The sequence below is a fragment of the Nitrosospira multiformis genome, from assembly GCF_900111585.1.
GTDB lineage: Bacteria > Pseudomonadota > Gammaproteobacteria > Burkholderiales > Nitrosomonadaceae > Nitrosospira > Nitrosospira multiformis_B.
Genome location: NZ_FOHI01000005.1, coordinates 189134 through 215274 on the forward strand (window position 1 = coordinate 189134; position 26141 = coordinate 215274).

Genomic DNA, 26141 nt, shown 5'->3' on the forward strand with positions numbered 1-26141 from the left:
AGGCTAGCAAGGCGAATGTGATGACGACTATCCATATCGACAATCGTCCCTATCCTGCCAAAGATGGTGAGAATTTATTGCAGGAGTGCCTGTCGCTGGGATTCAACCTGCCTTATTTCTGCTGGCACCCTGCGCTCGGCTCGGTAGGCGCATGCCGCCAGTGCGCAATCAAGCAGTTCAAGAACGAGGAAGACAAGCACGGCAAGATTGTCATGGCGTGCATGACTGCTGCGAAAGACGGAATTCGGATTTCCATCGATGATCCCGAAGCGCAGGATTTTCGCGCGAGTGTGGCGGAATGGCTGATGGTGAATCACCCGCACGATTGCCCGGTGTGTGACGAGGGCGGCGAATGCCATCTGCAGGATATGACGGTCATGAATGGACATGTCTACCGCCGCTACCATGGCCGCAAGCGCACCTTCCACAACCAGGACCTCGGACCCCTGGTCAACCACGAGATGAATCGCTGCATTCAATGCTATCGCTGCACGCGATTTTATCGTGAGTATGCCGGCGGTCGGGACCTGGATGCTCTGGTGCTGCGCAATCAGGTCTACTTCGGACGCCATCAGGATGGCGTTCTCGAAAACGAGTTCAGCGGCAACCTGGTGGAGGTTTGCCCTACCGGTGTTTTTACTGACAAGACACTGAAGCGGCACTATACGCGCAAGTGGGATTTGCAAACGGCGCCCTCGGTGTGTGTGCATTGCGGGCTGGGTTGCAACACCATTCCTGGCGAGCGCTACGGCACGTTGCGGCGCATCCGCAACCGCTTCAACGGTGCAGTAAATGGTTATTTCCTGTGCGACCGCGGTCGCTACGGTTACGAGTTTGTCAATAGCGGGCGCCGGGTCAGGCAACCCCTGCTGCGCAAAAATAGAACCCAACTCCTGCAACCTGTCAGCAAACGCGCTGCACTTCAGCATCTGGGCGAATTGCTATCCGGCGGGGCTCGGGTGATCGGGATCGGTTCTCCGCGGGCTTCGATCGAAGCTAATTTTGCGTTGCGCACCCTCGTTGGGCGCGACCAGTTTTATCTCGGTATATCTGAAAGGGATCTTCGCCTGCTTGCTTCCATTCTGGATATTTTAAGAAAAGGTCCTGCCCGCACCCCGTCATTGCATGAAGTGGAGTTGGCGGATGCGGTGCTGGTATTGGGTGAGGATGTGGCCAATACTGCGCCCCGGCTCGGGCTGGCTCTGCGGCAGTCGGTGCGTCGGCAACCGGAAAAGATAGCGAAAAAAATGGGGATTCCGCTCTGGAATGATCATGCGGTGCGTGAGGCGATGCAGGAAGAGCATGGGCCATTGTTTATTGCCACCCTGGCGAATACCCGAATCGATGATATCGCCACCCGCACTTTCCGGGGACCTCCCGCTGAATTAGCCCGGCTGGGGCTCGCAATAGCGCACGCGCTCGATCCGATCGCGCCGCAAGTACCCGGTTTATCCGACACGGCACAAGCATTGGCAGGTGCAATTGCCGAAAAGCTGAAGGCAGCAGAGCGTCCCCTGGTCATTTCCGGCATAGGTTGCGGGGACAAAGCCGTTGTTGAGGCAGCGGCCAATGTGACATGGGCACTCTGCAACATGGGCCGCCCTGCCGAGTTCTGCTATGTAGTTCCCGAATGTAACAGTCTGGGCGCCATGATGCTCGGCGGCGGCAGTCTCGAAACCGCACTGGAAGCGATGAACGATGCTGCTGCGGATATTCTCGTCATTCTCGAAAATGATCTTTATCGGCGGGCGGATGCTGCCTTGGTTGATCGACTTCTCGCTGCCGCACGGCACATCGTGATGATCGATCACATCGAGCATACGACCAGCGCGAAGGCTGACATGGTGCTGCCGGCAGCGGCCTTTGCCGAGGCCGATGGTACCCTTGTGAATAACGAAGGCCGGGCACAGCGGTTCTTTCAGGTATTTGTGCCCAGGGGTGAGATCGAAGGTGATATCAGGGGCGATACTCCCGGCGATATCCAGGAAAGCTGGCGCTGGATGCGGGACATCATGGTCGTGGGTCGCGGGGATGAAGGGCAATGGTCAAGCCTGGATGATGTCACGGCTGCCTGCGCCGCAGTGATTCCCTCCCTGGAACCCATTTTACGCGCCGCCCCCTCGGCGGCTTTCCGCATGGACGGACAGAAGATTCCACGTGAGTCCCATCGTTATAGCGGACGCACCGTCATGCACGCCAATGTAAGCATCCACGAACCCGAACAGCCGCAGGACCCCGATACAGCCTTGGCATTTTCGATGGAAGGCTATTCGGGTCATCCACCGCCGTCGCTTATTCCCCGGTTTTGGGCGCCCGGCTGGAATTCAATACAGGCGTTAAACAAATTCCAGGACGAAGTGGGTGGCCCGCTTTCCGGGGGCGATCCAGGCGAGCGCCTGATCGAGCCCACGCCAGGGAAAAAAGCTGCTTATTTTGAAAATATTCCGGCCGGCTTCGAGCCGCGAGTGGGTGAATGGCTGCTGTTGCCGTTGCACCACATCTTTGGTTCGGAGGAGTTGAGCATCCTCGCGCCCGGTGTCGCCGAGCTCAGTGTCCAGCCCTATCTCGCGCTCAACCCGGAGGATGCGAGTAATCTCGGACTGACTGACGGGGATGAGGTGCAGTTGCGCTTGAGGGCGCAGGCGGATGCGCAGGTGGATGTTAAGGCAGATGACTCGGCGAACACTACCGCCACTACCGCTGAAGTTTTCCGGCTGCCGCTGCGCTTCAAGCCTGAGCTGCTGCACGGCACTGCGGGACTCCCTGCCGGCCTGACAGGCATGGGTAATCTTGCGGGAGTCGCCTTGCCAGCATGGGGCGAACTCAAGAAGGTGTAAAGGGGAAAGGTGGAGAAGGGAAAGCAAATGGAAGGATAGATAGAGGAAAGAAGCCACAAATGGATTTAGCCATGAGTAGTGGATTCAGCCATGAATGAATGGGCCGCCATCTGGGTGAACCTGATCTTGATCCTGGCCGTCTTGTTTGCTTTCTCGGCGATGCTGTCCTGGATCGAGCGCCGCCTGCTCGGCCTGTGGCAGGATCGCTATGGGCCCAACCGGGTAGGGCCGTTCGGGGTTCTGCAAATTGTCGCCGATTCGATCAAGCTTCTTACCAAGGAGGACTGGATACCTCCCTTTGCAGATAGGGCGGTGTTCGTGCTGGCGCCGGCAATCGTTGCCGTCACCACACTGCTTGCGTTTGCCGTCGTGCCCATCGCGCCGGGCATCGGCGTGGTCGATCTGAACATCGGATTATTGTTTTTTCTCGCCATGTCTTCGCTTGGCGTCTATAGCATCGTGCTGGGCGGATGGGCGTCCAACAACAAATATTCGCTGCTTGGCGGTTTTCGCGCGGCGGCACAGATGTTGAGCTACGAGGTCTTCATGGGCCTGGCGCTCATGGGTGTCGTCATGCTTGCGGGTTCATTCAACCTGCGCGATATCGTGGCTGCTCAGGAAAATCTCTGGTTCTGCATTCCGCAGATCCTCGGTCTGGCAACTTTTGCCGTTGCCGGCATTGCTGAGGCGCGCAGGCTTCCTTTCGATTTGCCTGAGTCGGAGAACGAACTGGTCGCGGGCTTTCATACTGAATATTCCAGCATGAAGTTCGGGATGTTTTTCATTGGCGAATACGTCGGTATCACCCTTATCTCGGCAATGATCGTCACATTATTCTTCGGCGGGTGGCTGGGCCCACTGCTGCCTCCACTGGTTTGGTTCCTGCTCAAGACTTTTATCGTCATCGTCTGCTTCATCCTGCTGCGGGCGGCATTGCCACGCCCCCGTTACGACCAACTGATGACCTATGGCTGGAAAGTCATGCTGCCAGTCACGCTGGTCAATCTGTTGATCACCGGCGCAGTCGTATTGTCAGCGGCATAGCCCGTTCATTTAGAACTTGGGAGAAGATTGCATGTGGAATTCTCTGAAGACAATGTGGATCGTTTTTCTGCACATGTTCCACCGCCGCGCAACCATTCAATACCCGGACGAGAAACCCAACATTCCGCCGCGCTGGCGTGGACGCATCATTCTAAGCCGCGATCCGGACGGTGAGGAACGCTGCGTCGCATGCTACCTCTGCGCGGCGGCCTGTCCAGTGGATTGCATCGCGCTTCAGGCCACCGAAGATGAGCACGAACGCCGTTACCCCGAGTTCTTCCGCATCAATTTTTCGCGCTGCATTTTTTGCGGGTATTGCGAAGAGGCGTGTCCTACCGACGCGATCCAGCTTACGCCAGACTTTGAAATGGGCGAATACAACCGGAAAAACCTGGTGTATGAAAAAGAGGACCTGCTAATCGATGGCCCCGGCAAATACCCCGGCTATAACTTCTACCGGGTGGCGGGAATCACAATCGGAGGAAAAAACAAGGGCGAAGCCGAAAATGAAGCACCTCCGGTAGACCCGCATTCGCTATTGCCTTGAGCCATACCTTAATTACGTACCTTTGATTACTGATTCAGGAGGAGGCTATGGAAGCGACATTCTACTTGTCCGGAGTGATTGCTGTCGCAGCCACGCTGATGGTCATTACGCGGGCGAGCGCCGTACATGCATTGCTCTACCTGATCGTGTCCCTGCTTGCGGTGGCGATCATCTTTTTTGTGCTGGGGGCGCCGTTTGTCGCCGCACTGGAGGTCATCATTTACGCAGGCGCTGTCATGGTGCTGTTCGTGTTCGTGATCATGATGCTCAACCTTGGCAAAGCTGCCGCGGTTAAGGAGCGTGAATGGTTGAGTCCCGGCATGTGGGTGGGACCCTCCATACTGTCGGCATTGCTCCTGGCAGAACTGATTTATATCCTTGTTCAGAATGTGCAGGACGTGCAGGGCGCATATGGCGGCACCGCAATCTCCAGCGGGGCCGTGATCGATTCGAAGGAAGTTGGCATCGCGCTCTTCGGACCCTATCTCCTCGGTGTTGAGCTGGCATCGCTGCTGCTGCTGGCGGGATTGGTCGGCGCCTGTCACCTTGGCTGGCACACCGAGCTGCGTTTCGGTTCACATTCGGCGTCCCGTTCGGATAGGGCGCGGTCATGACGACGGCTGAGGCTGTGTCCGCCGCTGCCGCGAAGGCGGCCGCTATTCCCATGCATCATGGCCTGCTGTTCGCTGCAATCCTCTTCGCGCTGGGAATGATCGGCATTCTTGTACGGCGCAACCTGATTTTTATCCTGATGTCGATCGAGATCATGCTGAATGCTGCCGGGCTTGCCTTCGTGGTGGCCGGTTCACACTGGGCGCAGGCCGACGGCCAGGTGATGTTCATCTTTATCCTGTCAGTGGCGGCAGCCGAAGTCTCTGTCGGCCTGGCACTGCTGCTGCTGTTGCACCGCCGCTTCCAGACACTGGATGCCGATGCAGTAAGCCAGATGCGGGGATGACGTGCTGCCCCTGCTGTGGCTTATTCCTACGCTGCCTCTAGCCGGCTTCCTGCTGCTGGCGCTGGGGGGAAACCATCTGGGGCATCGCAGTATTGCGGTAATCGGAACGGGATCGGTAGCTCTCTCGGCACTCATTGCCGTCCTGATCGGGATCGACTTCATCGCTGCGCCGCCGCCAGGTTTTGTTTTCCGGCAGGAAGCATGGACCTGGATTGCTGTGGTCGGTTTCTCGCCAGGGATTGTCTTTTATCTTGACGCGTTATCACTGGTGATGGTCCTGGTCGTGACTGTCATCAGTTTCCTGATACACCTCTATTCCACAGAGTTCATGAGCCGTGATGAGGGCTATGCGCGCTTTTTCGCCTATATGAATCTCTTCGTCGGCTCGATGTGCATCCTGGTTCTTGCCGACAATCTGCTGTTTCTTTATCTGGGCTGGGAAGGGGTGGGACTTTGCAGCTATCTGCTGATCGGATTCTGGTATCGAGACCTTGCCAACGGGCGCGCGGCGCGCAAAGCATTTATCGTGACCCGATTCGGCGATACCTCCATGGCGATCGGCTTTTTTCTGCTGTTCACTCATCTGGGAACCCTTGATATCCAGCCGCTGATGCAGCGCGTGACGCAGCAGTGGCCGGAAGGGTCGGAGCTCGCTATTCTCGCTGCGGCACTTCTGCTTGGCGGTGCGGCGGGCAAATCTGCCCAGCTCCCGCTACAGACGTGGCTGCCTGATGCAATGGCCGGTCCCACACCGGTGAGCGCGCTGATGCATGCGGCGACCATGGTAACAGCAGGCGTGTATCTGATCGCCCGCACGCACGCGCTCTTTGCGCTCGCCCCGGCAGTGCAGTTTGCGGTAGCAGTGATCGGCGCCCTTACCCTGCTGCTGGCGGGATTCAGTGCGCTCGCGCAAAACGACATCAAGCGGGTGTTGGCCTATTCAACCATCAGCCAACTGGGTTATATGTTCCTTGCTCTGGGAGTGGGCGCCTGGTCAGCTGCCATCTTTCACCTGGTGACGCACGCCTTCTTCAAGGCTTTGCTGTTCCTGAGCGCAGGCGTGGTCATCATGAGCCTGCACGAGGAACATGATATTTTCCGGATGGGTGCACTGAGGAAAAAACTTCCCGTCGCATTCTGGACTTTTCTGATTGGCAGCGCATCGCTTGCGGCGCTGCCGCTCGTTACCGCGGGCTTTTACAGCAAGGACCTGATTCTTTGGCAGGCCTGGTCATCAACAGGAGGGAGTCCATGGTTATGGGCGGCGGGATGGGGAGGTGCGATATTGACCGGTCTCTACATCTTTCGTGTGGTGTTTCTCGTCTTTTTTGGCGAAGCGAGGACTGCGGCGCCTCCCGAAACCAGACGTCCAGGGCTGCGCATAACTATACCGCTCATCGTTCTTGCGGCACTCTCTCTGGTCGGTGGATGGATTGAAACTCCACCTTTTCTCGGAAATTTAACGCTGTTTTCCGATTTTGTTCAGCATGCCTTGCCGCCGACTCAGGTCGTTCATGACGGTAAAAATGACGAAATTGTTCTGAGTCTGCTTGCAATTGCTGCCTCTCTTGGGGGCATGGCATTGGCGTACCTGTTGTTTTTGAGATATCCCGCCTTTCTCCATGGACTGATGCTGATCCCGGCACTGGCAAGAATCCAGAAGTTCTGGCATTTAGGCTGGGGTTTCGACCGTTTTTACGAGTTCCTGTTCGTCCGGCCCTATCTCTGGCTTGCGCACGTCGATCAGCGTGACGTGATCGACAATCTCTACCGCATGGCGATTTCATGCACACTCAGGTGGCTCCAGAAGATCGATCGGCACGACATGATCAACAATATCTATAGGGCCCTGGCCGAGCTTTGTCTGTTTCTCCATCGCACCTTGAGTGCAACGCAAAACGGACAGGTACGTCGCTACGCGGCAGCGATTGCAGTCGGATCGCTCGGTATTATATTCATGGGGGTATTCGCATGATCCTCGCTGCATTGATTTTCATCCTGGTGGCGGGCGGTTTGCTGTCATGGATGGCGGATCGCTGGCATCCGGGCGCCGCAAAGTGGCTCGCATTGGCCACGGTGGGCATCGAGTTCGTATTGACGATATGGCTTTGGCTGCAGTCTGCCAGCGCTATGGCTCTTCCCGCTCACGGGGGGTGGCTTGCCGAGACCCGGGCGGAGTGGATTCCGCGTTTCGGGGTGAGCTTTCATCTGGCTATGGATGGAATAAGCCTCATCCTGGTCGTGCTGACCGCTTTTCTGGGGATAGTATCGGTGGCCTGTTCCTGGACGGAAATCCAGAAGCGTGCCGGATTCTTTTACTTCAACCTGCTATGGACTGTGGCAGGGGCAATCGGTGTATTCCTTGCGCTGGACCTGTTTCTGTTTTTCTTCTTCTGGGAGCTGATGCTGGTGCCGATGTATTTCCTGATTGGGATCTGGGGCCATGAGAATCGGCAGTATGCATCGATCAAGTTCTTCATTTTCGCGCAGGGGAGCGGTATGTTCATGCTGGTAGCAATTCTTGCGCTGGTATTCCTCCATTACCGCAGTACAGGAGTCCTGACATTCGATTATTTCGAGCTGTTGAATACGACGATGTCCCCCTCCACCGAGCTGTGGATCATGCTCGGCTTTTTCATTGCGTTCGCAGTCAAGACGCCCATCGTGCCATTTCACATCTGGCTGCCGGATGCACATACCGAGGCGCCGACAGCAGGAAGCGTGATTCTTGCAGGAGTGCTGCTGAAAACAGGAGCCTACGGACTATTGCGCTTTATTGTTCCGCTATTTCCCGAGGCCGCGGCGCATTTTGCTCCGGTGGCGATGGTGTTGGGAGCCACCGGAGTTCTCTATGGCGCTTTCCTGGCCTTCGCCCAGACGGATTTCAAGCGCCTTGTGGCTTACACCAGCGTGAGTCATCTGGGCTTTGCTGTGCTCGGTATATTCGCCTGGAATCCCTGGTCCGTGGGGGGGGCTGTGATGCAGATGATCGCGCACGGCATCAGTACGGGAGCACTGTTTGTAATCGCAGGCATTTTGCAGGAGCGGACCCACACACGCGATATGCGTCGCTTTGAGGGCCTGTGGAGCGTCATGCCGCGCCTGGCGGCAATGGGGTTGTTTTTTGCCATTGCCGCGCTTGGGTTGCCGGGAATGGGTAATTTCGTCGGGGAATTCCTGGTACTGATGGGATTATCCAGCACCAGCAGCGTGCTGGCAGCCGTCGCGACTGTGGTATTTGTCGCCAGCGTCGTGTATGCGCTTGCGCTGGTGCAGAAAACTTTTCATGGCGAGAATACGCACGGTTGGCAACTCCCTGATCTGTCTGGCCGGGAAATGGCCACTCTGTATTCAATGGCAGCCATTACCTTATGGCTGGGGTTGTATCCACAGCCGGTACTGAATGCCGCGCCAAACACCGCAAATAGTCCGCCTGCGATTGCTGTTGCTTCCCATGAGATCAATGTGGAATGAATCCGATGTCCTCCGCGCTACACTCCGACTCACTACACTTCGATCTCGTGGCCCTGTCGCCGCTCATTCTCCTTGCCGCAACTGCGATAGTGGTGATGCTGGCCGCAGCCTTTTATCGTCATCCCCGGCCGGTCATGATGTTGACGCTCGCCGGTCTGGTTCTGTCAATTGCGTCATTGTTCCTGCCCCCAGGCAGCGCGTCTCCTCAAATCACAGCCCTGCTGATACTGGATCACTATGCATTGTTTTTTATCGGACTCATCGTTGTCGCGACCTTCGTGGTCGCGGTGTTGTGTTACCGCTACTTCGGTGGAGATGAAAGCCGGCATGAAGCGCTTTACATCCTGTTACTGCTGGCCGCCCTTGGCGGTGGGGTTCTCGTGGCAAGCAGCCATTTTGCTTCGTTTCTCCTGGGTCTGGAACTACTCAGCATTTCGTTGTTTGCATTGATCGCCTATCCGCGATTCACGGAGCATCCTCTCGAAGCAGGAATCAAGTACCTCATCCTTGCCGGGTTCTCATCCGGGTTGCTTTTGTTTGGCATGGCGCTGGTCTATGCGCAGCTCGGGACGATGCAGTTTGTGAAAATCGGGATAATGCTTGCTGCGCCGGACGGGGCGCTGGAACTCTATGGGTTGGCGGGACTCGCGCTGATTGTGACAGGTGTCGGATTCAAACTGGCGCTGGTGCCCTTCCATATGTGGACTCCGGATGTATATGAAGGTGCGCCTGCGCCGATTACCGCATTCATCGCCACTGTTTCAAAGGGCGCCATGCTTGCCCTGCTGCTGCGCTATTTCCTGATGGCGGGAGCACACCAGTCGCAGTCGATTACGCTGGCATTGAGCCTGATTGCTGTCGCGACGATCCTGGTTGGCAATCTGCTCGCCCTGTTACAGGATAACATCAAGCGGATTCTTGCCTATTCCTCGATTGCACAGCTTGGCTATCTGCTGGTCGGGTTCCTAGCCTTTGATCGGCTGGCAATCGAGGCGGTAGCTTATTTTCTTACAGCCTATTTCGTCACCATGCTGGGCGCCTTTGGCGTGGTAACGGTATTATCCGACGGGTTCAAGGATGGATCTGGTGGCGAATTCCATGGTGCAGCGGAAAGGGATAGCGACAGGCTTGCGGATTATGCGGGTCTGTTCTGGCACAGACCGTGGCTGGCGGGAGTGTTTACCGCCATGCTACTGTCGCTGGCCGGAATTCCCCTGACAATGGGCTTTATCGGCAAGTTCTATATATTGACGGCTGGCGTGGAAGCATCGTTATGGATACCTGTGATTGCGCTGGTCGTTGGCAGCATCATCGCGCTATTCTATTATCTGCGTATTATCACAGTGATGTATGCGTCGGGCTTGGAGGCAACCAGTGAGGCAATCATGCTGCGCGTTGCCTCACCCTCCTTTGCGGAAAGTGCGACGCTGGCAGCGCTGGCGTTATTGCTTATATGGCTCGGCATCTTTCCGGCTCAGCTTATTGGTGTGCTTGAAGGAGCGGGAGTGGATTTGACCTGATAACGGTGCTTCGTCTATTTGTCCCTGTCTTGCTGCCTGCCTCCTCGTTCGCCTTGGCGTTTTATCATTGAATGGCTGCGCACGCGTCCGCCGCATCCATGAACTTCCGGTATCGCGCCAGCCACTGAAATGGAATAGGGAATTCGTAAGTATTCTGTCTTGCCGAATGTATCGCCACGAGGGCGCCCAGCATGATCGAGCGGCCGCAGCTATCTCCCCCTGCACGCATATTGGCCTCGACTGAGCTACGATAATCCGTCGCATTTTGCGCAATGTGGAAGACGACAGGCAAGCCTTCTGCTACGTGACAGGCGGGACCGAAGCGTGCGGCAGCACTGACGCTATCCAGCTTGGGCATTGAGAGTGCTTCTTCAAGCAGCGGTCGGAGCATGCTGCCTGCAAACGGCAAAGCTTCCGTCAGGGCTTGCGCCATTGTCATGCCCTGCAAAAGATTGAATAACGCTGCCGAGGAACACTGTGCAGCGGCGACCGCCGTTTCGTTATTGTTTGTTATGCGCACCACTTCATCGACCCGCGGCATGAGTTCATCCAGTGTTCCTGTGTGTGTGGCCACCAGTGATGGGATCGCTGCCAGGGATGGATGCTGATCGTCGTCCGCACCGGAGGCTGCCGGGAAATCCGCCGGCTCCAACGGTAACAATGTGCGCAGCGTGAGGCGAGTAGGGGAATCAATATACCCCACGTATTTCCCGCCCGGCCCGAAGCAGGCGCGATATTCGCTTTGATACTCGCTCCGGTTGAACCGTCCGTGCTTTGCCAGATGCTTCAGCATCAGCAAGCAAACCTCCCCATAGGAGCTTGACTCGCCGGGTGTCTTTCCGCCGTGCGCAAAGTATCCCTTTACTCCGGCATAATTTGCCTCCTCCGGCTGCAGAAATACGAGGCCGCGCACTGCTTCGATCTCTGCGATGCGGGCAGGATCATAAATCCAGTGCAGTCCCAAGGTGGCGCTGTCCGCTACCAGCGCGCCAAGAATCGCCTCACTATTCAGACTCTTCATTCTTCATATCCTTTCAGGCTGCCTGAGACCAGAAATCCGATACCATCGCCGGATATCTATCAGCTGATCTCTTCTTCCACCGGCAGCCTTCGGGCTTCATCTTCCAGCATGATGGGAATTCCATCCCTGATGGGGAACGCCAGTCTGTCAGCCTTGCAGATGAGCTCGCTTTCAGGCTTCCGGTACAGCAGCGGCGATTTGCATAATGGGCATACCAGAATGTCGAGCAATTTTGGATCCATAATTCAGCCTCAATTTTAAGGTTTCACCTCAATCAGTTGCTTCCAATCAGCCAAGCGTTCCGTTTAACAGTACAAATGTCATGCCGGCGGAAGCCGGTATCCGGTGACGTTCAAAACACACCATTGTTGGCTTGGCTGGATTCCGGGTCAAGCCCGAATGATGAGATTCCAGTGCTATTCCCGATTCCGGGTGGTGAAAGTGATGCGATTATATCCCGCCATCCGCGCCGCCTCCATCACCGTGATAACCGACTGATGCGTCGCCTGGGCATCCGCGTTGATGACTATCACTGGATCCACACGGCTGCCAGCCGCAGTTCGCAATTCCTCCTGCAGTTGCACGACATTCCGAAACTGGATAGGCGTCCGATTGATCATGTAGTTCCCGGTCGCGCTGACCGAGATATCGATGACATTCGACTGCTCGCCGGATTTTTCGGAGGAGGCTTGCGGCAAAGTGATTTCCAGTTCCGAAAACCTGGAGTAAGTGGTGGTTATCATCAGAAAAATCAGGATGACAAGCAGCACATCGATCATCGGGACCAGATTGATTTCAGGTTCTTCCTTCTGTCTGCCGCGCTGAAAATTCATGACCAGGATTCGATGGAATACGGAAGCAGTGATAGAAAAAGCAGTTTCAGGTGTGCGGATATGACGGACCGGGGATAGCTGTCCCCATTAATCAACCCTTTCTGTCGCCATGGATGATTTCCACCAGTTTCAATGCCTGCAATTCCATCTCTACTACCAGCTCATCCACCTTGGCACGGAAATACCGGTAAAACATGATACTGGGAATGGCGACGAGAATGCCAAAAGCGGCATTATAAAGGGCTACGGAGATGCCATGCGCCAGTTGCGCCGGATTGTTTCCGCTGACAGGAGTGTTTGAGCCGAATATTTCGATCATGCCCACCAGTGTCCCTAGCAGACCCATCAACGGACTTATGGAACCGATCGTTCCCAAGGTGGTGAGATAGCGTTCCAGCTGATGGGCAACGGCACGACCGGCTTCTTCTATGGATTCTTTCATGACTTCCCGCGTACTGGTGTCATTTTTCAGTCCGGCAGAAAAAATCTGACCGAGGGGAGAATGTTTCTGGAGACGGCTGAGCATTTCGGAAGACACGCCCGCTTCGCGGTACTCACGCACGACCAGAGGCAAGAGATTCCGCGGTGCGACCACGTTGAGGCGCAGTGCCCAGATACGCTCGCCGATGATGGCTACCGCGACGATGGATGCCAGAATGATCGGCCAGATCGGCCAGCCGGCGGCTTGAATCAACGCGAACACGCGGGAGCCTCCTCGGTAAAAATACAGAAATCGAACCTGAATCAGAGTAGATCAGGTCTTCAGGAATCGTCTTAATGTAGCTTGCTGCTATGATTTCAGCAAGGATGAAAGGTTTTTATTGTCCACAATTGCTGTGGATAAGTTTGTGGGTAATATGCAGATAGAGCCATTAAGTCGCCCTTCCATAACAACTTTTTCTGATTAGACTAATTTTTGAACTTATTACAATTCATTTTAAAACATGGGGTTATGTTATATCCGGATTTCATGCGGGTTGGCGTCGCATAATGTGCTATTTTCGTGACAAGTGTGGATTATTGTAAAATGTCAAGATGAATCACGTTCTGGAAATGGGTTTCGAGCGGGCGGTCATGAGCGTGAGCGAATTGAACCGCAACGCCAAGGAGTTGCTGGAGCAGTCTTTTCCATTGTCCTGGGTGGCTGGCGAGATCTCCAATATCAAGTGCTATGGCTCCGGCCACTGGTATTTTTCCCTGAAGGATGAGATTGCTCAGGTGCGCTGTGTCATGTTTAGGGAAAAAAACCAGTACCTTGATTGGCAGCCCCGGGATGGCATGCGGGTGGAAGTGCGCGCCCTGGTAACGCTATATCATGCGCGCGGCGATTTCCAACTGAACATCGAGACTATCCGCCACGCCGGACTCGGTTCGCTGTTTGAAGCTTTCGAGCAACTCAAGGCGAGGCTTGGAAAAGAGGGATTGTTCGATTCTGAGCACAAGAAACCATTGCCCGAGTTTCCAAAGCAGATCGGGATCATCACTTCTCCTGCCGCCGCCGCGTTGCATGATGTGCTGTCCACTTTGCAGCGGCGCATGCCTTCCGTGCCCATAATCGTTTATCCAACGCTTGTTCAGGGCGCTGGCGCTTCAGTAAGGATCGCGGGCGCCATTCAAACCGCTGCAAGCCGGGCTGAGTGCGATGTACTGATACTGTGCCGGGGGGGTGGCTCTCTGGAAGATCTGTGGGCTTTCAACGAGGAGGTGGTGGCACGCGCAATTGCGGCTTGTTCCATTCCCATTGTCAGCGGAGTAGGTCATGAAACCGATTTTACCATTGCGGATTTTGTTGCCGATGTCCGGGCGCCCACGCCGACCGGGGCATCCCAGCTCGTGTGTCCGGATCGCGCAGAACTGGCGAGACGCGGAGAAATTCTTTGTGGACGCATGCACCGCGCGATGCAGCGGCGTATCGAAAGCCGGATGCAGCATACCGATATGCTGGGATGCCGCCTGGTACATCCGGGAAAGCGCATCGAAGCGCAACTGGCGCAGCTTGCGCGTTTGCGCGAACGCCTGGAAAGCACATGGCTACGTCATGCGAAAGAGAGGCATTGGCGCTTGCGCGAGCTCCAGCAGCGCATGAAGATTGCCAAGCCCGACATTCCACGGCTGGAAGAGCGCCAGCAGGAATTCGGTCTACGTCTTCAGCGGGCGATCGCATCCCGGATTGAAACTCTCGGTATGCACTTGCAGCGCAGGGAAGCAAATCTTTCCCATCTGAATCCGGATTCCGTTCTGGCGCGAGGCTACAGTATTGCTTATACCCCCGATGGCACGGTATTGAGAAGAAATGATCAGGTCGATGTTGGCGATGTCATCCGCGTGACGTTTGCGAAAGGATGGAGCAAGGCGTCCGTGATGGAGAAGGGCGAGTAGCGGGAATGCGCATGCAGATCGCATTCCATAACCTTCTATCGAGTCTGGACATTCAGCCAAGGGTGGTGCAGACTTGACCGTTGTGGAATTGTGCCGCATCCGCATCGAACTCCCGTTCTACCGCAGGGGAGAGATAAGTTTTTTCCCGGGTAAAGAGACGCTAGGGAGATCGTTGCCATTCAATTCCGTTTATATGTTTCTGCTACTGATCTCTGCCACTGAATCCTATCAGCTCTTTCCATAAAAATATGTCTCCAAAAATCTTTCTCACACTGGGCGCAGTCAATGCATTTCTCTGCGTCGCTTTGGGTGCGTTCGGCGCGCACGGCCTGAAGCAGACGCTCTCCGCTGATATGCTGGCCGTATACCAGACTGGTGTGCAGTATCATTTTTATCATGCGCTCGGCCTTATCGCAGTGGGTCTCGTGCTGTTTCAGTTTCCCGCTTCCAAATGGGTGACGTTATCCGGATGGCTGATGTGTGCCGGAATTGTTCTGTTTTCTGCCAGTCTTTATGCGCTGAGCCTCACGGGCATACGCGGACTTGGCGCCATCACCCCATTAGGTGGCGTGTCATTCCTCACAGCGTGGGCCCTGCTTGCCTACGGCTCGTGGACAGCAAGATAAACCCATTTCTGCGAGTATCCGGGGGTCAGATTCCCCTGATATCGTGACCCCCCTGCACTCTGTCATCCTGTGATGCTTCATCATTTTTTTGCTCCCTGTCCCCGTGGCGTGGAATTCGGGCTCGTTGCCGAGTTGGAGCGCCTCGGTGCTTCTGCCATAAATTCTCAGGACGGGGGAGTGGAATTTCAGGGGGATTGGGATACGTGCTATCGAACCAATCTGGAAAGCCGTATCGCCAGCCGCATTCTCTGGCGCGTTGCCAGCGAACCTTACGCTACCGAAATTGACGTATATGAGGTTGCGCGCCAGTTGCCCTGGCACGATTGGTTCGCTCCGGCGCTTACAATCAAGGTCAACGTGGCCGCCATCAAGTGTCCGTTGCAGAGCCTGGATTTCGTTACGCTCAAGATCAAGGATGGAGTCTGCGACAGGTTCCGGGAAGTTGTCGGCAACCGACCAAGTGTCGATACCGCGCAACCGGATATCCGGATTCACGGCTTTCTCGATGCCCGCGGGATTTCCTTGTATCTGGACACCTCGGGTGATGCGTTATTCAAGCGTGGCCTGCGAAAGAATACCGGGGAGGCTCCGCTACGGGAAAATCTTGCTACAGGAATTTTATCGCTGGCAGACTGGCGCCCAGGAATTCCGCTGCTTGATCCCATGTGCGGGAGCGGAACCTTTCTGCTGGAAGCGGCACAAATTGCACTGAATATACCCCCAGGGCTGGGACGAAGTTTTGCTTTCGAAAAGCTCAGGATATTTGACAAAAAACGATGGGAGCAGATCAGAAAGGCGGCAATTGCAAGGCAGAAGACGAAATCGCAGCAACCGATATTCGGCAGCGATTTGTATGGCAATGCGATTGCTGTTGCCCAAGCCAATCTATCCGCTGCCGGACTTGCTGAAGCAGTTACTCTCAAGCAGGCGAACGTGCTGGAACTGTCCGCGCCGGCCTCCTCCGGCTTTCTTGTCACCAACCCGCCCTATGGGGTGAGGTTGGGGGAGCAGAAACAGCTCATGGATTTTTATCCGAAACTCGGAGACGTGCTTAAGAAGAAATTCAGCGGGTGGAACGCCTACATACTGACTGCTGATCCGCAGCTTCCCAAGCTCATACGTCTGACAGCCTCGCGTCGTATTCCGCTCTTCAACGGTGCGCTGGAGTGCCGCTTACTGGAATATAAAATTGTATCGGGCGGGATGCGCAAAACGAAAAAAACCGCCGGTGAGCCAGGACGGGTAACGGGAGCCGAGCATGAGTAACCCCATGACGCCGGTACGGAGCATATTGCTGGCGATCTTCACGGGTTGCGCGGCCCTGATCGGCTACGCGCTTTATCTGCAACTCGTGGAAAATCTTTTGCCATGCCCGCTTTGTGTCATGCAGCGTATTGCCTACTGGTTGACAGGCTTAACCGCGCTGGCCGGTTTTTTTCATATTTCGGGAACTACAGGTCGCCGCATCTATGCCGGGCTGATGACAGTCTTTGCGTTCACCGGCGGGCTGGTTGCCTTGCGTCAGGCTTGGCTGATCCGCTACCCCGAGGCATTCGAATGCGGTATCAGCCCTGAAGAAGAGTTTCTGAACGCGCTGCCGCTGGCACGATGGTGGCCCGTCATGTTCGAAGCAAATGGCGATTGCGCCGATGTCACGTGGAAATTTGCCTCGCTTACTCTTCCGGATTGGTCGGCAATTTTTTTCATGATCCTTGTCGCTCTCTCGATTTATGTTCTGCTCATCCGCGAGAATCGGCGCGAGTGATACACTACAGTCCCCTGAATTCTTCATCCACCGTTCGCCCTGAGCCTCGTTGACAGGCTCGTTGAAGAGGGGCTGAGTCGATCAGGGCAGGACAAGAATATTGCGAGGAGCATGGTTCTATCTGCAGCGTCTCCTTGAAAAATTGAACTCCCATCCCTATATATGATCCATCTTTGACACAAGGAAACGGAACTGTCCATGAAGCGAATTTTTCTATTTGTAGTTACCAATCTGGCCATCTTGCTGGTGCTGAGCATCACGTTGCGCCTGTTGGGTGTTGATCGCATGCTTGATGAGCAGGGTGTGGGCATCAATTACAATTCACTGCTTGTCATGGCGGCGGTGATCGGTTTTGGCGGTTCACTGATTTCGCTTGCCATGTCCAAGTGGACTGCGAAACGCATGACGGGTGCCGTCGTAATCGAGCAGCCTTCCGATCCGACCGAGCGCTGGCTGGTGGAGACTGTCCGGCGTCAGGCTGAGCGTGTTGGCATCGGTATGCCGGAAGTGGCGATCTACGATGCACCGGACATGAATGCCTTTGCTACCGGCATGAACCGCAACGAGGCATTGGTGGCGGTAAGTACCGGCTTGCTTCAGGCCATGACAAAAGATGAAATCGAGGGGGTGCTGGCACATGAAATAAGTCATGTTGCCAACGGCGATATGGTGACGCTTGCGCTGATTCAGGGTGTCGTCAATACCTTCGTGATTTTTTTATCAAGAGTCATCGGCCATTTCGTGGATAGGGTCGTATTCAAAACCGAGCGAGAGTACGGTCCCGCCTTCATGGTTACTACGCTGATCGCTCAAATGGTACTTGGGATATTGGCTAGCATCATCGTGATGTGGTTCAGCCGCCAGCGCGAATTTCGTGCGGACGCGGGTGGAGCGCAGCTGGCCGGACGCAACAAAATGATCGCAGCGCTTGAACGCCTGCAACGCCGGCACGAGCCCTCCCAGTTGCCGGAGCGGTTGGAAGCATTCGGTATTTCTGGAGGGGAAGGGGGTCTCAGAACTCTGTTCATGTCTCATCCGCCTCTCGAAGTGCGTATTGCAGCGCTTCGCGCGATGACCTGATCAGCCATGAAATAAAAAGGGCGGAAGCATAAATATGCTTCCGCCCTTTTTTGCGCCCCGTCAGATTGACGGGTCAGGTTCGACAGGCTTTTACTTTCTTGTTCCTTGGCGCAGTTCAAATTTCTTCTTCATCCTCCGTATCCTTCGGGGGATTCCCGTCATGCACCAGATTTTGCCGTCTCTGGAGATAGGCATCGCGGATAAACTCGTATTTGTCGAGGGAAGCTTCTTCCAGAGTTTTTTCGGATTTGAGCAGTTCGACGCGGGCGTCTGTAACCTTGGTGGAGCCCACTATCGGACCTATAAAGGGAGCCACGAAAAAGCTGCCCACAAATACAGGGTCGGTCACGGTGTCGATGACGCGTCCGCCCGCATCCCGAGTGGAGCTGGGTCCGAGGAAGGGCAACACGACATACGGTCCGCTTGCGACCCCATAATGACCCAGAGTCTGCCCGAAATCCTCATTATGCTTTTCCAGACCAATGCCGCTTGCCAGATCCACGATCCCGGCGAGACCAAGTGTGCTGTTCACCACGAACCGGGTGCTGCTGGTGAGTGCGTTACTGAATTTGAGCTGCAGAAGGTTATTCAGCGTGATCGGTATGTCACCGAGGTTGGAGAACACATTTCCCACCGCTGTTTCGAGGGGGTCCGGCATTATCCATCTATAACCCTTTGCGATCGGCCTCATTACATAATCATCAACCGATTCATTGAATGAAAATATCTTGCGGTTGACGGGCTCCCACGGATCTTTTTTACTGTAGGTCGGGTAAGTGGCAGGCGGAGCCGCATTTTTGAATACAGGTCCCTCAATCGCTTCTGTTTGCCTGTTATCATCAACAGAAGCGGTTTTGGCGGTCGAAGCGTTCTTCTCTGCGGGAGCGCTTCCATCAGCCGCGGTATCCCTGGCCATAGCCCCACCGTTAAGGAGAGACCCAAGAAGTAACGGCAATAATAGAGGAGAAGGTTTGACAGAGCGTGCCATAGTCAAGGTAAATCCTGAAATTGACAGGGAATGTTTTTTCGCCATTATATGGCTAATTTCAAGCAAGAAAACACTTTTTTTCTCGCTCAATCCTGAGGCTTTTTCCGGTATGTTTGTTCCTGCTTCATCTGCTTTACGACGCAATTTTCATGATCTTAACGTCCTCTTCCCTATCCCTCTTCCCTATCCCTCTTCCATAAGTGAGAGAGGGAGATTGAGGTCCGGTAATCCGGCCTTTTGCTGCCTATCCAGCAGTCTTGTGCGCACGAAGATGGAAATGAAGAGTAAATGGAGAGCTTCCTGCAAACATGGCTTTCGGTAATCCTCATGCAAGAACGGTAAACGTTGGTGAGTCTGAAATTATTCGACCGCTCGTACCGTGAGCTCCAGATCCCCCTTTCTTCCCTGTGTGCGAGAGGAGTGGGAGGGTGGAAAGAGTGACAACGCTACCAGAAGCACGCTGTACGTTATTCTATGCAGCGCGTCGGGAGAAATCCTTAAGGCGAAAACCGAGCAGCCATAAGGTGACAAAGTAGCTTGCCGCACCGATTATCACGACTCCTGCCAACCGTACCCCTCGCACCATCGCCGTATCCGTCAGCCACGAAACATCGCTGCCTGAAGCAAACCATAATATGGTTCCCATCATCGCCAGGGCTGCCGATATTCTTATCATAAAAATGCCCCATCCTGGTTGAGGCTGATAAATCTGATGACGCCGTAATTTGTAATAGAGCATGCCCGCATTGATACAGGCGCCTAATCCAATGGCAAGCGCCAGCCCGGCGTGTTGCAGCGGTATGATGAAGGCGAGATTCATCAACTGGGTCGCGACAAGCGTGATAAGGGCTATTTTTACAGGTGTCTTGATGTTCTGCCTCGCGTAGAAACCAGGGGCCAGCACTTTCACCAGAATCAGCCCCAGGAGACCCACGCTGTACGCGATGAGGGCATTGCGTGTCATCCAGACATCGTTGGTCGAAAATTCGCCGTGATGAAACAGTGTCGTGATAAGCGGTGTGGCAAGCAGCGCCAGCGCCAGCGCTGCGGGCAGCGTCAGCAGCATGGTCAGGCGCAAACCCCAGTCAAGCAGCCGGGAATATTCATCCGTGCTGTTGTCGGCATAGTGCCGCGACAAAGACGGCAGCAGGACCGTCCCGAGCGCAACACCCAGCAGACCGGCGGGAAACTCCATTAGCCGATCCGCATAATAAAGCCAGGAAACGCTGCCTGTGACAAGAAAGGAAGCAAATATCGTGTTGATCAGCAGACTGATCTGGCCGATGGACATGCCGAAAACAGCCGGTCCCATTTGCTTGAGAACGCGCCATGCGCCATTGTCGCGGGATTTTAGGCGCGGGCGCGGCATCAATTTGAGACGCATAAGGAACGGTACCTGGAAGGCAAGCTGGAGCACCCCCCCGATGAATACCGCCCACGCGAGCGCCAGCACTGGCGGATCCATGAGGGGCGCAAGCCATAGCGAACAGCCGATAAACGACAGGTTGAGCAGGGCCGGAGTCAGCGCAGGCACTGAAAATCTGCTCCAGGTGTTGAGTATGCCGCCAGCCAGTGACACGAGCGAGATGAACAGGATGTAGGGAAACGTGATCTGCAGCAGTGCCACCGTAAGCTCGAATTTCCCGGGGCTTGCCGTGAATCCTGGCGCACTTACATAGATGACCAGCGGTGCGGCAATAACGCCTGCCAGCGTGACTGCAAATAGCGCGATGAACAGCAGTGTTGCGACATGACCTACCAGCTCGCGTGTATCTTCGGCTGTGCGGCGATTCTTGTATTCGGCAAGTATGGGCACGAATGCCTGCGAAAACGCGCCCTCGGCGAACAGCCGGCGCAACAGGTTGGGGATACGGAATGCCACAAAAAAAGCATCGGTTTCGATGCCTGCGCCAAAAATGCGGGCAATGATGACATCCCGCGCAAATCCCAGAATGCGGGATATGAACGTCATCCCGCTGATGGTGACAAGGGCTTTGAGCAGATTCATGGAGCGTATGTTAACTGAATGCTTGAGGTTTAGGGTCGCTTCACCATGAGTCGTTCTTCACTCCCGTTCTCCGACAGGTGCAAATCAGTACAAATGCTGCAATGGTTAGCAACAACAGGTAGAGTTGTCAGTTTTCTTGCAATCAGGCGTAAACACCCGTATCATTCAGAAATTTTCCGTAAAGGGTAATCCGAGGAATTTTCATGGCCAACAGCGCACAAGCAAGAAAACGTGCTAGACAGAATATCAGTCATCGTAACCGCAACATGAGTCTGCGCTCGGAGTTGCGCACAGCGATCAAGCATGTAAGAAAGGCGATCGGATCGGCCGACAAAAATACTGCACAGGCCGCATATCAGGCGTCTGTCGGGGCCATAGATTCGATTGCGGACAAGGGAATCATTCATAAGAACAAAGCAGGCCGTCATAAAAGCCGTCTCTCGGCAGCCATCAAGGCGATGGCCTGATCGTTCAGATCCCAGTAAAAAAGCCCGGGAATCACCTGGGCTTTTTTGTTGGCGCTCCTTTTGTCAATGGTTTAGCACAAACCCGACCCATGACATGGGTACGCAAAAGTCTCCGGCTTGAGCAGGAAAGAGTTTCGGTTGGATGGGGTTCGCATTGGCGTCGGCATTAGCGGTGCTTACGTGGACTCGGCGGAATTATGTATCGGAAGCGAGGGCGCATCTGCTGGTCCTTCGGTATCAGAAGCTTTCGCCCTCCGGTTCCCGGTCACCTCTGTCAGCGTCGATATCAGGTCCATCGGCACTGGAAAAATAACCGTATTGGATTTATCGCCCGCAATTGTCGTGAGTGTCTGAAGATAGCGTAGTTGCATGGCGCCGGCCTGCCGCGACAGCGTTTCTGCCGCCTGCATGAGTTGCTCGGATGCCTGTAATTCACCCTCGGCGTGAATCACCTTGGCACGACGTTCGCGTTCCGCCTCCGCCTGCCGGGCGATAGCCCGTATCATGGATTCGTCAATGTCCACATGCTTGATCTCGACATTGGATACCTTGATGCCCCAGGCATCGGTCTGAATGTCCAGCACCTTCTGGATATCCATGTTGAGTTTCTCGCGTTCCGCCAGCATTTCATCGAGTTCGTGCTTGCCCAATACCGATCGCAACGTGGTTTGTGCGAATTGACTGGTGGCGGCAAGAAAATTTTCAACCTGAATAATGGATTTTTGCGGATCGACCACGCGAAAATACACCACGGCACTGACTTTCACAGAGACGTTGTCACGTGAAATGACGTCTTGGCTCGGTACGTCCATCACCACGGTGCGCAGATCAACTTTCACCATTTTTTGAATCCCGGGAATGATGATGATCAGGCCGGGGCCTTTCACTTTGTAGAAGCGACCGAGCAGGAACACGACACCCCGTTCATATTCGCGCAAAATCCGGAATATCGAGAATAGCGCGAGGATAAGAATGAGGGTGAGGGTGGCGAATACCGAATTGGCGAGCATAAGTGTCTCCTGGTTATTTTTCTGCTGCGATTACGTGCAGGACGAGGCCGTCGATTCCGGTTACACGCACCTTCTGGCCCCGAACCAGCGGTTGGGCGGAGTGCACAGTCCACAACTCGCCGCGGATACTTGCCATGCCGTCACCGGAAGTGTCTTCCAGCATTTCTCCCACTGAGCCGACCATATGCTCCTGACCGCTCAACAACGGTTTCTGGCGGGTCTTGAGCGCCATGCCGATTACTGAAATCAGGAACAGGGCACTGGCGAAGGCTACTCCGCCGACGAGTGGCCAGGGGATACCGAAACCGGGCGCATCGCTGTCAATCAGCATCAGGGAGCCCACGACGAAAGCGATAATTCCACCGATACCGAGGGCGCCGAAGCTGGGCAAGAATACTTCGGCCACCATGAATCCGATACCGAGCAGGATCAAGGCAAGTCCGGCATAGCTCACCGGCAGTAACTGGAAGGCATACAGGGCGATAAGCAGGCAGATGGCGCCTGCCACACCGGGTAGCACAAAACCGGGGTTGGCAAACTCGAAGAACAGTCCGTAAATGCCGATAAGCATCAGGACATAGGCGACGCTTGGATTGGTGATGATGGCGAGCAGTCGCGTGCGCCAGTCGGGTTCCACGACTTCCACGGTGGCGGAAGTAGTATCGAGCGTACGGTCCTGGCCCAATATATTCACTTGCCTGCCATTGAGCTGCTTTAACAGATCCGCGACGTCGGCAGCGACATAATCGATGACTTTGAGGTGCAGCGCTTCGGAGGCCGACAAACTGACTGCTTCACGGACGGCTCTTTCCGCCCATTCCACATTACGCCCGCGCATCTGCGCCAAGCCGCGTATGTACGCTGCAGCATCATGAATCATTTTGCGGGACATTTCATCCTTTACGGGAAGCTGGTCCTCTTTCTGCAGATTTTGCGCGCGGTTCTCGCCTGATTTCGGTTTGGGCTTGGGTTCGGGTTCGGGTTCGGGTTCGGGCTCTGATCCTGGCAAGCCATCCATTTCTATTGGGGTGGCCGCACCCAGGTTGGTGCCCGGCGCCATCGCGGCGATATGGCTGGCATACAGGATATAAGTGCCGGCACTGGCTGCCCGAGCCCCACTCGGCGCCACAAAAGTTGCCACGGGCACGGGTGAAGCCAGGATATCGCGTATGATCTGACGCATGGAAGTGTCGAGCCCTCCCGGCGTGTCCAGTTGTAATACCACAAGCAGCGCGTTCTCGTTCGCTGCGCGTTCCAGTCCGCGCTGGATGAAATCGGCGCTGACCGGAGCAATGGGACCATCGATTTTCAACACCACGACAGGGGAAGCTCGAACAATTGACGGCAGCAGAAACAGTATCACCAGGATACCGACAGAAAGAGTGCGAATGAGTAGTTTCATTTATTCAATATAGACCGTTTCATCCGTTACAAATTCGCCAAAAAAGCTTGCGGATGCTTGCAATGCCCTTTATTTTGGCGCATAAAGCGACTTCCATATCAGAAGCATTCATTTCATGAAGAGACCGGTAAGCAGAATTCTCGTTATCAATGATGAAAAACTGATACTCAAGGAGCTCATAAAGGGATTGAACGCTGCGGCCAGATCCCTTGAGAACCCTCTGGGCATCACGTTTTTGGGAGTCACTACTGCGCGGGAGGCGCTGCAGGCCATTCAGGATGATGGCGACATTCAGTCCGTACTGGTGGACGATACACTCTACACGCTGAAAAATGGCGAGAAGGGTTCCCGCATCCTGCAAATGACCGCGCTGAAACTGGTGCAGGAAATAACCCGTTTCCGCCCCGAGTTGGATATCTACATCCTGATCGCGCAGGAGAAAGAGGATGAGGTGGTGGATGCGCTGTTTTCTGAAACCGTGGATGGTTATTTCTATCGGGAAGAGCGCGATTACCGGGGCATGTACCGGATTTTGAACGCCCAGTTGCAGGAAAAGGCGCGCACGCCTTTTTACGATCAACTCAAAAATTATGTATTGATGGCAAAGGATGCCTGGCATACACCGGGGCATTCTTCAGGCGATTCGTTGCGGGACAGCCCGTGGGCCAGCGATTTCTACCAGTTTATCGGCGAGCATATTTTTCGGGCGGATCTGTCGGTGTCGGTGCCCATGCTCGATTCGCTCATGGAACCTTCCGGCGTCATTGCCGAAGCGCAGAAGATTGCGGCAAAGGCGTTTGGCGCCCGCCGCACTTTTTTTGCCACAAATGGCACTTCCACCGCCAACAAGGTGATATTCCAGACGTTGCTCGCCCCCGGCGAAAAGCTGCTGCTGGATCGGAACTGCCATAAATCGGTTCATCACGGGGTCGTCTTATCCGGCGCCCATCCGATCTATCTCAACTCCTCGGTAAACAAGAAATTCGGGGTTTATGGGCCTGTGCCCAAACAGACACTGTTCAAGGCAATCGAAGAACATCCCGATGCCCAGGCGCTCATACTCACCAGTTGCACCTACGATGGTTTCCGCTATGACTTGCCTCCGATCATCGAGGCTGCGCATGCCAAAGGCATCAAGGTGATCATCGATGAAGCCTGGTACGGCTTCGCCCGCTTCCATCCGGCTTTCCGTCCCACCGCCCTGGAAGCAGGTGCTGATTATGCTACTCAAAGTACACACAAGGTGCTGTCGGCTTTTTCCCAGTCCAGCATGATTCATGTCAATGATCCCGAATTCAACGAGCATCTGTTTCGGGAAAATTTCAACATGCATACTTCCACCAGCCCGCAGTACAGCATGATTGCAAGCCTCGACGTGGCGCGCAAACAGGTGGTGATGGAGGGATACAAGCTATTGTCGCGCACGCTGGAGCTGGCGAAGGAAGTACGCGAGCAAATCAATTCGACCGGCGTGTTTCGCGTACTGGAACTGACGGATCTGCTGCCTGACGAGGTGAAGAACGACAATATCCAGCTCGATTCGACCAAGGTCACAGTCGATATTTCGCATTGCGGCTTTACGGTAGAAGATTTGGTCCGGGAACTGTTCGAGCGATATAACATTCAGGTGGAAAAATCTACTTTCAATACGCTCACTCTGCTGCTGACCATCGGTACCACGCGCAGCAAGGTATCGCGTCTTTACGATGCTCTCATGCGCATCGCACGCGAAGGCAGGGCGCCTCGCAGACTCTACCAGATCCCGGAGCTTCCGGGATTTACTGAATTGAAGTATCTGCCCCGGGATGCCTTTTACTGTGGCGGCGAGATCGTTCCGTTGCTCGACGAGCAGGAGCGGGTAAATGATAGCTTGAAAGGAAAGGTCTGCGCGGACCAGATCACGCCTTACCCCCCGGGTATTCCGGTGCTGGTACCAGGCCAGACCATCACGCCCGGGGTGGTGCAATATCTAGTCAGCATGCTACGATCGCAGAAACGGGTGGAAGTGCACGGGATCGTTTATGACGGCTATCTGCCGTGTTTGAGGCTGTTGAGCGACGTCGAGGAAAAGAGCTTGAAAAAGCTTGCAAAATAGGTAAAACTAAAGGATTCCACAGAATAAACCACAATAAATTCCACCACGTCGCACGGCGGCTCATGCCGCCGTGTTGCATTCTGATCT

The 26141-nt window shown here is 54.9% G+C and carries 23 protein-coding genes; 15 read left to right on the forward strand and 8 right to left on the reverse strand.

What is annotated here, in order from left to right; genetic code table 11:
- Positions 1 to 20 precede the first annotated feature (20 nt).
- The 8 genes from nuoG (at position 21) to BMW46_RS09690 (ending at position 10380) form a co-directional block, all read left to right on the forward strand.
- Complete coding sequence (nuoG, locus tag BMW46_RS09655; RefSeq protein ID WP_074707805.1) at positions 21 to 2837, forward strand: NADH-quinone oxidoreductase subunit NuoG; 2817 nt, start codon at positions 21 to 23, stop codon at positions 2835 to 2837.
- Between the two features lie 90 nt (positions 2838 to 2927).
- A complete protein-coding gene (gene nuoH, locus BMW46_RS09660; protein WP_074707807.1) occupies positions 2928 to 3881 on the forward strand; it encodes an NADH-quinone oxidoreductase subunit NuoH in 954 nt (317 codons plus the stop codon).
- Between the two features lie 31 nt (positions 3882 to 3912).
- Positions 3913 to 4428: an NADH-quinone oxidoreductase subunit NuoI gene (gene nuoI, locus BMW46_RS09665; RefSeq protein WP_074707810.1), complete on the forward strand. Its 516-nt coding sequence runs from the start codon at positions 3913 to 3915 to the stop codon at positions 4426 to 4428.
- Positions 4429 to 4475: 47 nt separating this feature from the next.
- A complete protein-coding gene (nuoJ, locus tag BMW46_RS09670) occupies positions 4476 to 5042 on the forward strand; it encodes an NADH-quinone oxidoreductase subunit J (RefSeq protein ID WP_074707813.1) in 567 nt (188 codons plus the stop codon).
- A complete protein-coding gene (gene nuoK / locus BMW46_RS09675) occupies positions 5039 to 5386 on the forward strand; it encodes an NADH-quinone oxidoreductase subunit NuoK (protein WP_074707816.1) in 348 nt (115 codons plus the stop codon). The genes nuoJ and nuoK overlap by 4 nt, the downstream gene beginning before the upstream one ends.
- A 1-nt stretch (position 5387) precedes the next feature.
- Positions 5388 to 7361: an NADH-quinone oxidoreductase subunit L gene (gene nuoL / locus BMW46_RS09680; RefSeq protein WP_074707818.1), complete on the forward strand. Its 1974-nt coding sequence runs from the start codon at positions 5388 to 5390 to the stop codon at positions 7359 to 7361.
- Positions 7358 to 8860, forward strand: a complete 1503-nt coding sequence (gene nuoM, locus BMW46_RS09685) for an NADH-quinone oxidoreductase subunit M (protein ID WP_074707821.1) — start codon at positions 7358 to 7360, stop codon at positions 8858 to 8860. Before nuoL ends, nuoM begins: the two co-directional genes overlap by 4 nt.
- Before the next feature lie 5 nt (positions 8861 to 8865).
- Positions 8866 to 10380, forward strand: coding sequence for an NADH-quinone oxidoreductase subunit N (locus tag BMW46_RS09690; RefSeq protein WP_256377030.1), 1515 nt, complete (start codon positions 8866 to 8868; stop codon positions 10378 to 10380).
- Between the two features lie 64 nt (positions 10381 to 10444).
- On the opposite strand, the gene BMW46_RS09695 is transcribed toward BMW46_RS09690, so the two are convergent.
- The 4 genes from BMW46_RS09695 to BMW46_RS09710 all read right to left on the reverse strand — a co-directional run bounded on the left by BMW46_RS09695 (position 10445) and on the right by BMW46_RS09710 (position 12937).
- Positions 10445 to 11401 carry an ADP-ribosylglycohydrolase family protein gene (locus BMW46_RS09695; protein ID WP_074707826.1) on the reverse strand — a complete coding sequence of 319 codons (957 nt, stop codon included), beginning with the start codon at positions 11399 to 11401 and terminating at the stop codon, positions 10445 to 10447.
- A gap of 59 nt (positions 11402 to 11460) precedes the next feature.
- On the reverse strand, positions 11461 to 11643 hold the full coding sequence (locus tag BMW46_RS09700; protein ID WP_074707829.1) for a Trm112 family protein: 183 nt from the start codon (positions 11641 to 11643) through the stop codon (positions 11461 to 11463).
- A 174-nt stretch (positions 11644 to 11817) separates the two neighbouring features.
- Positions 11818 to 12234 carry an ExbD/TolR family protein gene (locus BMW46_RS09705; RefSeq protein ID WP_074707831.1) on the reverse strand — a complete coding sequence of 139 codons (417 nt, stop codon included), beginning with the start codon at positions 12232 to 12234 and terminating at the stop codon, positions 11818 to 11820.
- Positions 12235 to 12325: 91 nt separating this feature from the next.
- Positions 12326 to 12937 carry a MotA/TolQ/ExbB proton channel family protein gene (locus tag BMW46_RS09710; RefSeq protein ID WP_074707834.1) on the reverse strand — a complete coding sequence of 204 codons (612 nt, stop codon included), beginning with the start codon at positions 12935 to 12937 and terminating at the stop codon, positions 12326 to 12328.
- Between the two features lie 332 nt (positions 12938 to 13269).
- Between BMW46_RS09710 and xseA the strand changes: the two genes are divergently transcribed.
- The 5 genes from xseA to htpX all read left to right on the forward strand — a co-directional run bounded on the left by xseA (position 13270) and on the right by htpX (position 18084).
- Positions 13270 to 14613, forward strand: coding sequence for an exodeoxyribonuclease VII large subunit (xseA, locus tag BMW46_RS09715; RefSeq protein ID WP_074707837.1), 1344 nt, complete (start codon positions 13270 to 13272; stop codon positions 14611 to 14613).
- A 248-nt stretch (positions 14614 to 14861) separates the two neighbouring features.
- On the forward strand, positions 14862 to 15239 hold the full coding sequence (locus BMW46_RS09720) for a DUF423 domain-containing protein (protein ID WP_074707840.1): 378 nt from the start codon (positions 14862 to 14864) through the stop codon (positions 15237 to 15239).
- Between the two features lie 72 nt (positions 15240 to 15311).
- On the forward strand, positions 15312 to 16505 hold the full coding sequence (locus BMW46_RS09725; protein WP_074707842.1) for a THUMP domain-containing class I SAM-dependent RNA methyltransferase: 1194 nt from the start codon (positions 15312 to 15314) through the stop codon (positions 16503 to 16505).
- On the forward strand, positions 16498 to 17004 hold the full coding sequence (locus BMW46_RS09730; protein WP_074707845.1) for a disulfide bond formation protein B: 507 nt from the start codon (positions 16498 to 16500) through the stop codon (positions 17002 to 17004). The genes BMW46_RS09725 and BMW46_RS09730 overlap by 8 nt, the downstream gene beginning before the upstream one ends.
- Before the next feature lie 198 nt (positions 17005 to 17202).
- Positions 17203 to 18084 carry a protease HtpX gene (gene htpX / locus BMW46_RS09735; protein ID WP_074707848.1) on the forward strand — a complete coding sequence of 294 codons (882 nt, stop codon included), beginning with the start codon at positions 17203 to 17205 and terminating at the stop codon, positions 18082 to 18084.
- A gap of 115 nt (positions 18085 to 18199) precedes the next feature.
- Here htpX and BMW46_RS09740 read toward each other — a convergent pair whose 3' ends face one another.
- Both BMW46_RS09740 and murJ read right to left on the reverse strand, forming a co-directional pair.
- Positions 18200 to 19072, reverse strand: coding sequence for an MlaA family lipoprotein (locus tag BMW46_RS09740; protein WP_074708001.1), 873 nt, complete (start codon positions 19070 to 19072; stop codon positions 18200 to 18202).
- Positions 19073 to 19544: 472 nt separating this feature from the next.
- Positions 19545 to 21080: a murein biosynthesis integral membrane protein MurJ gene (gene murJ, locus BMW46_RS09745; protein WP_074707850.1), complete on the reverse strand. Its 1536-nt coding sequence runs from the start codon at positions 21078 to 21080 to the stop codon at positions 19545 to 19547.
- 203 nt (positions 21081 to 21283) lie between these two features.
- Here murJ and rpsT point away from each other — a divergent pair, with 203 nt between their 5' ends.
- Positions 21284 to 21547 (forward strand): 30S ribosomal protein S20, encoded by a 264-nt coding sequence (gene rpsT, locus BMW46_RS09750; protein ID WP_074707853.1) that lies wholly within the window; start codon positions 21284 to 21286, stop codon positions 21545 to 21547.
- A gap of 176 nt (positions 21548 to 21723) precedes the next feature.
- On the opposite strand, the gene BMW46_RS09755 is transcribed toward rpsT, so the two are convergent.
- Positions 21724 to 22557 carry a slipin family protein gene (locus BMW46_RS09755; protein WP_074707855.1) on the reverse strand — a complete coding sequence of 278 codons (834 nt, stop codon included), beginning with the start codon at positions 22555 to 22557 and terminating at the stop codon, positions 21724 to 21726.
- Positions 22558 to 22570: 13 nt separating this feature from the next.
- Positions 22571 to 23959, reverse strand: a complete 1389-nt coding sequence (locus tag BMW46_RS09760; protein WP_074707858.1) for an NfeD family protein — start codon at positions 23957 to 23959, stop codon at positions 22571 to 22573.
- 115 nt (positions 23960 to 24074) lie between these two features.
- Between BMW46_RS09760 and BMW46_RS09765 the strand changes: the two genes are divergently transcribed.
- On the forward strand, positions 24075 to 26054 hold the full coding sequence (locus BMW46_RS09765) for an aminotransferase class I/II-fold pyridoxal phosphate-dependent enzyme (RefSeq protein WP_074707860.1): 1980 nt from the start codon (positions 24075 to 24077) through the stop codon (positions 26052 to 26054).
- Positions 26055 to 26141: the final 87 nt, after the last annotated feature.

Coding starts and splice junctions, on each gene's coding strand:
- BMW46_RS09705 (WP_074707831.1), bottom strand. CDS start 12,234: ATGAATTTTCAGCGCGGCAGACAGAAGGAAGAACCTGAAATCAATCTG.
- nuoK (WP_074707816.1), top strand. CDS start 5,039: ATGACGACGGCTGAGGCTGTGTCCGCCGCTGCCGCGAAGGCGGCCGCT.
- nuoH (WP_074707807.1), top strand. CDS start 2,928: ATGAATGAATGGGCCGCCATCTGGGTGAACCTGATCTTGATCCTGGCC.
- nuoM (WP_074707821.1), top strand. CDS start 7,358: ATGATCCTCGCTGCATTGATTTTCATCCTGGTGGCGGGCGGTTTGCTG.
- BMW46_RS09720 (WP_074707840.1), top strand. CDS start 14,862: ATGTCTCCAAAAATCTTTCTCACACTGGGCGCAGTCAATGCATTTCTC.
- murJ (WP_074707850.1), bottom strand. CDS start 21,080: ATGAATCTGCTCAAAGCCCTTGTCACCATCAGCGGGATGACGTTCATA.
- BMW46_RS09690 (WP_256377030.1), top strand. CDS start 8,866: ATGTCCTCCGCGCTACACTCCGACTCACTACACTTCGATCTCGTGGCC.
- BMW46_RS09695 (WP_074707826.1), bottom strand. CDS start 11,401: ATGAAGAGTCTGAATAGTGAGGCGATTCTTGGCGCGCTGGTAGCGGAC.
- BMW46_RS09725 (WP_074707842.1), top strand. CDS start 15,312: ATGCTTCATCATTTTTTTGCTCCCTGTCCCCGTGGCGTGGAATTCGGG.
- BMW46_RS09700 (WP_074707829.1), bottom strand. CDS start 11,643: ATGGATCCAAAATTGCTCGACATTCTGGTATGCCCATTATGCAAATCG.
- xseA (WP_074707837.1), top strand. CDS start 13,270: ATGAATCACGTTCTGGAAATGGGTTTCGAGCGGGCGGTCATGAGCGTG.
- BMW46_RS09765 (WP_074707860.1), top strand. CDS start 24,075: ATGAAGAGACCGGTAAGCAGAATTCTCGTTATCAATGATGAAAAACTG.
- BMW46_RS09730 (WP_074707845.1), top strand. CDS start 16,498: ATGAGTAACCCCATGACGCCGGTACGGAGCATATTGCTGGCGATCTTC.
- BMW46_RS09760 (WP_074707858.1), bottom strand. CDS start 23,959: ATGAAACTACTCATTCGCACTCTTTCTGTCGGTATCCTGGTGATACTG.
- BMW46_RS09755 (WP_074707855.1), bottom strand. CDS start 22,557: ATGCTCGCCAATTCGGTATTCGCCACCCTCACCCTCATTCTTATCCTC.
- nuoI (WP_074707810.1), top strand. CDS start 3,913: ATGTGGAATTCTCTGAAGACAATGTGGATCGTTTTTCTGCACATGTTC.
- htpX (WP_074707848.1), top strand. CDS start 17,203: ATGAAGCGAATTTTTCTATTTGTAGTTACCAATCTGGCCATCTTGCTG.
- BMW46_RS09740 (WP_074708001.1), bottom strand. CDS start 19,072: ATGGCACGCTCTGTCAAACCTTCTCCTCTATTATTGCCGTTACTTCTT.
- rpsT (WP_074707853.1), top strand. CDS start 21,284: ATGGCCAACAGCGCACAAGCAAGAAAACGTGCTAGACAGAATATCAGT.
- nuoG (WP_074707805.1), top strand. CDS start 21: ATGACGACTATCCATATCGACAATCGTCCCTATCCTGCCAAAGATGGT.
- nuoJ (WP_074707813.1), top strand. CDS start 4,476: ATGGAAGCGACATTCTACTTGTCCGGAGTGATTGCTGTCGCAGCCACG.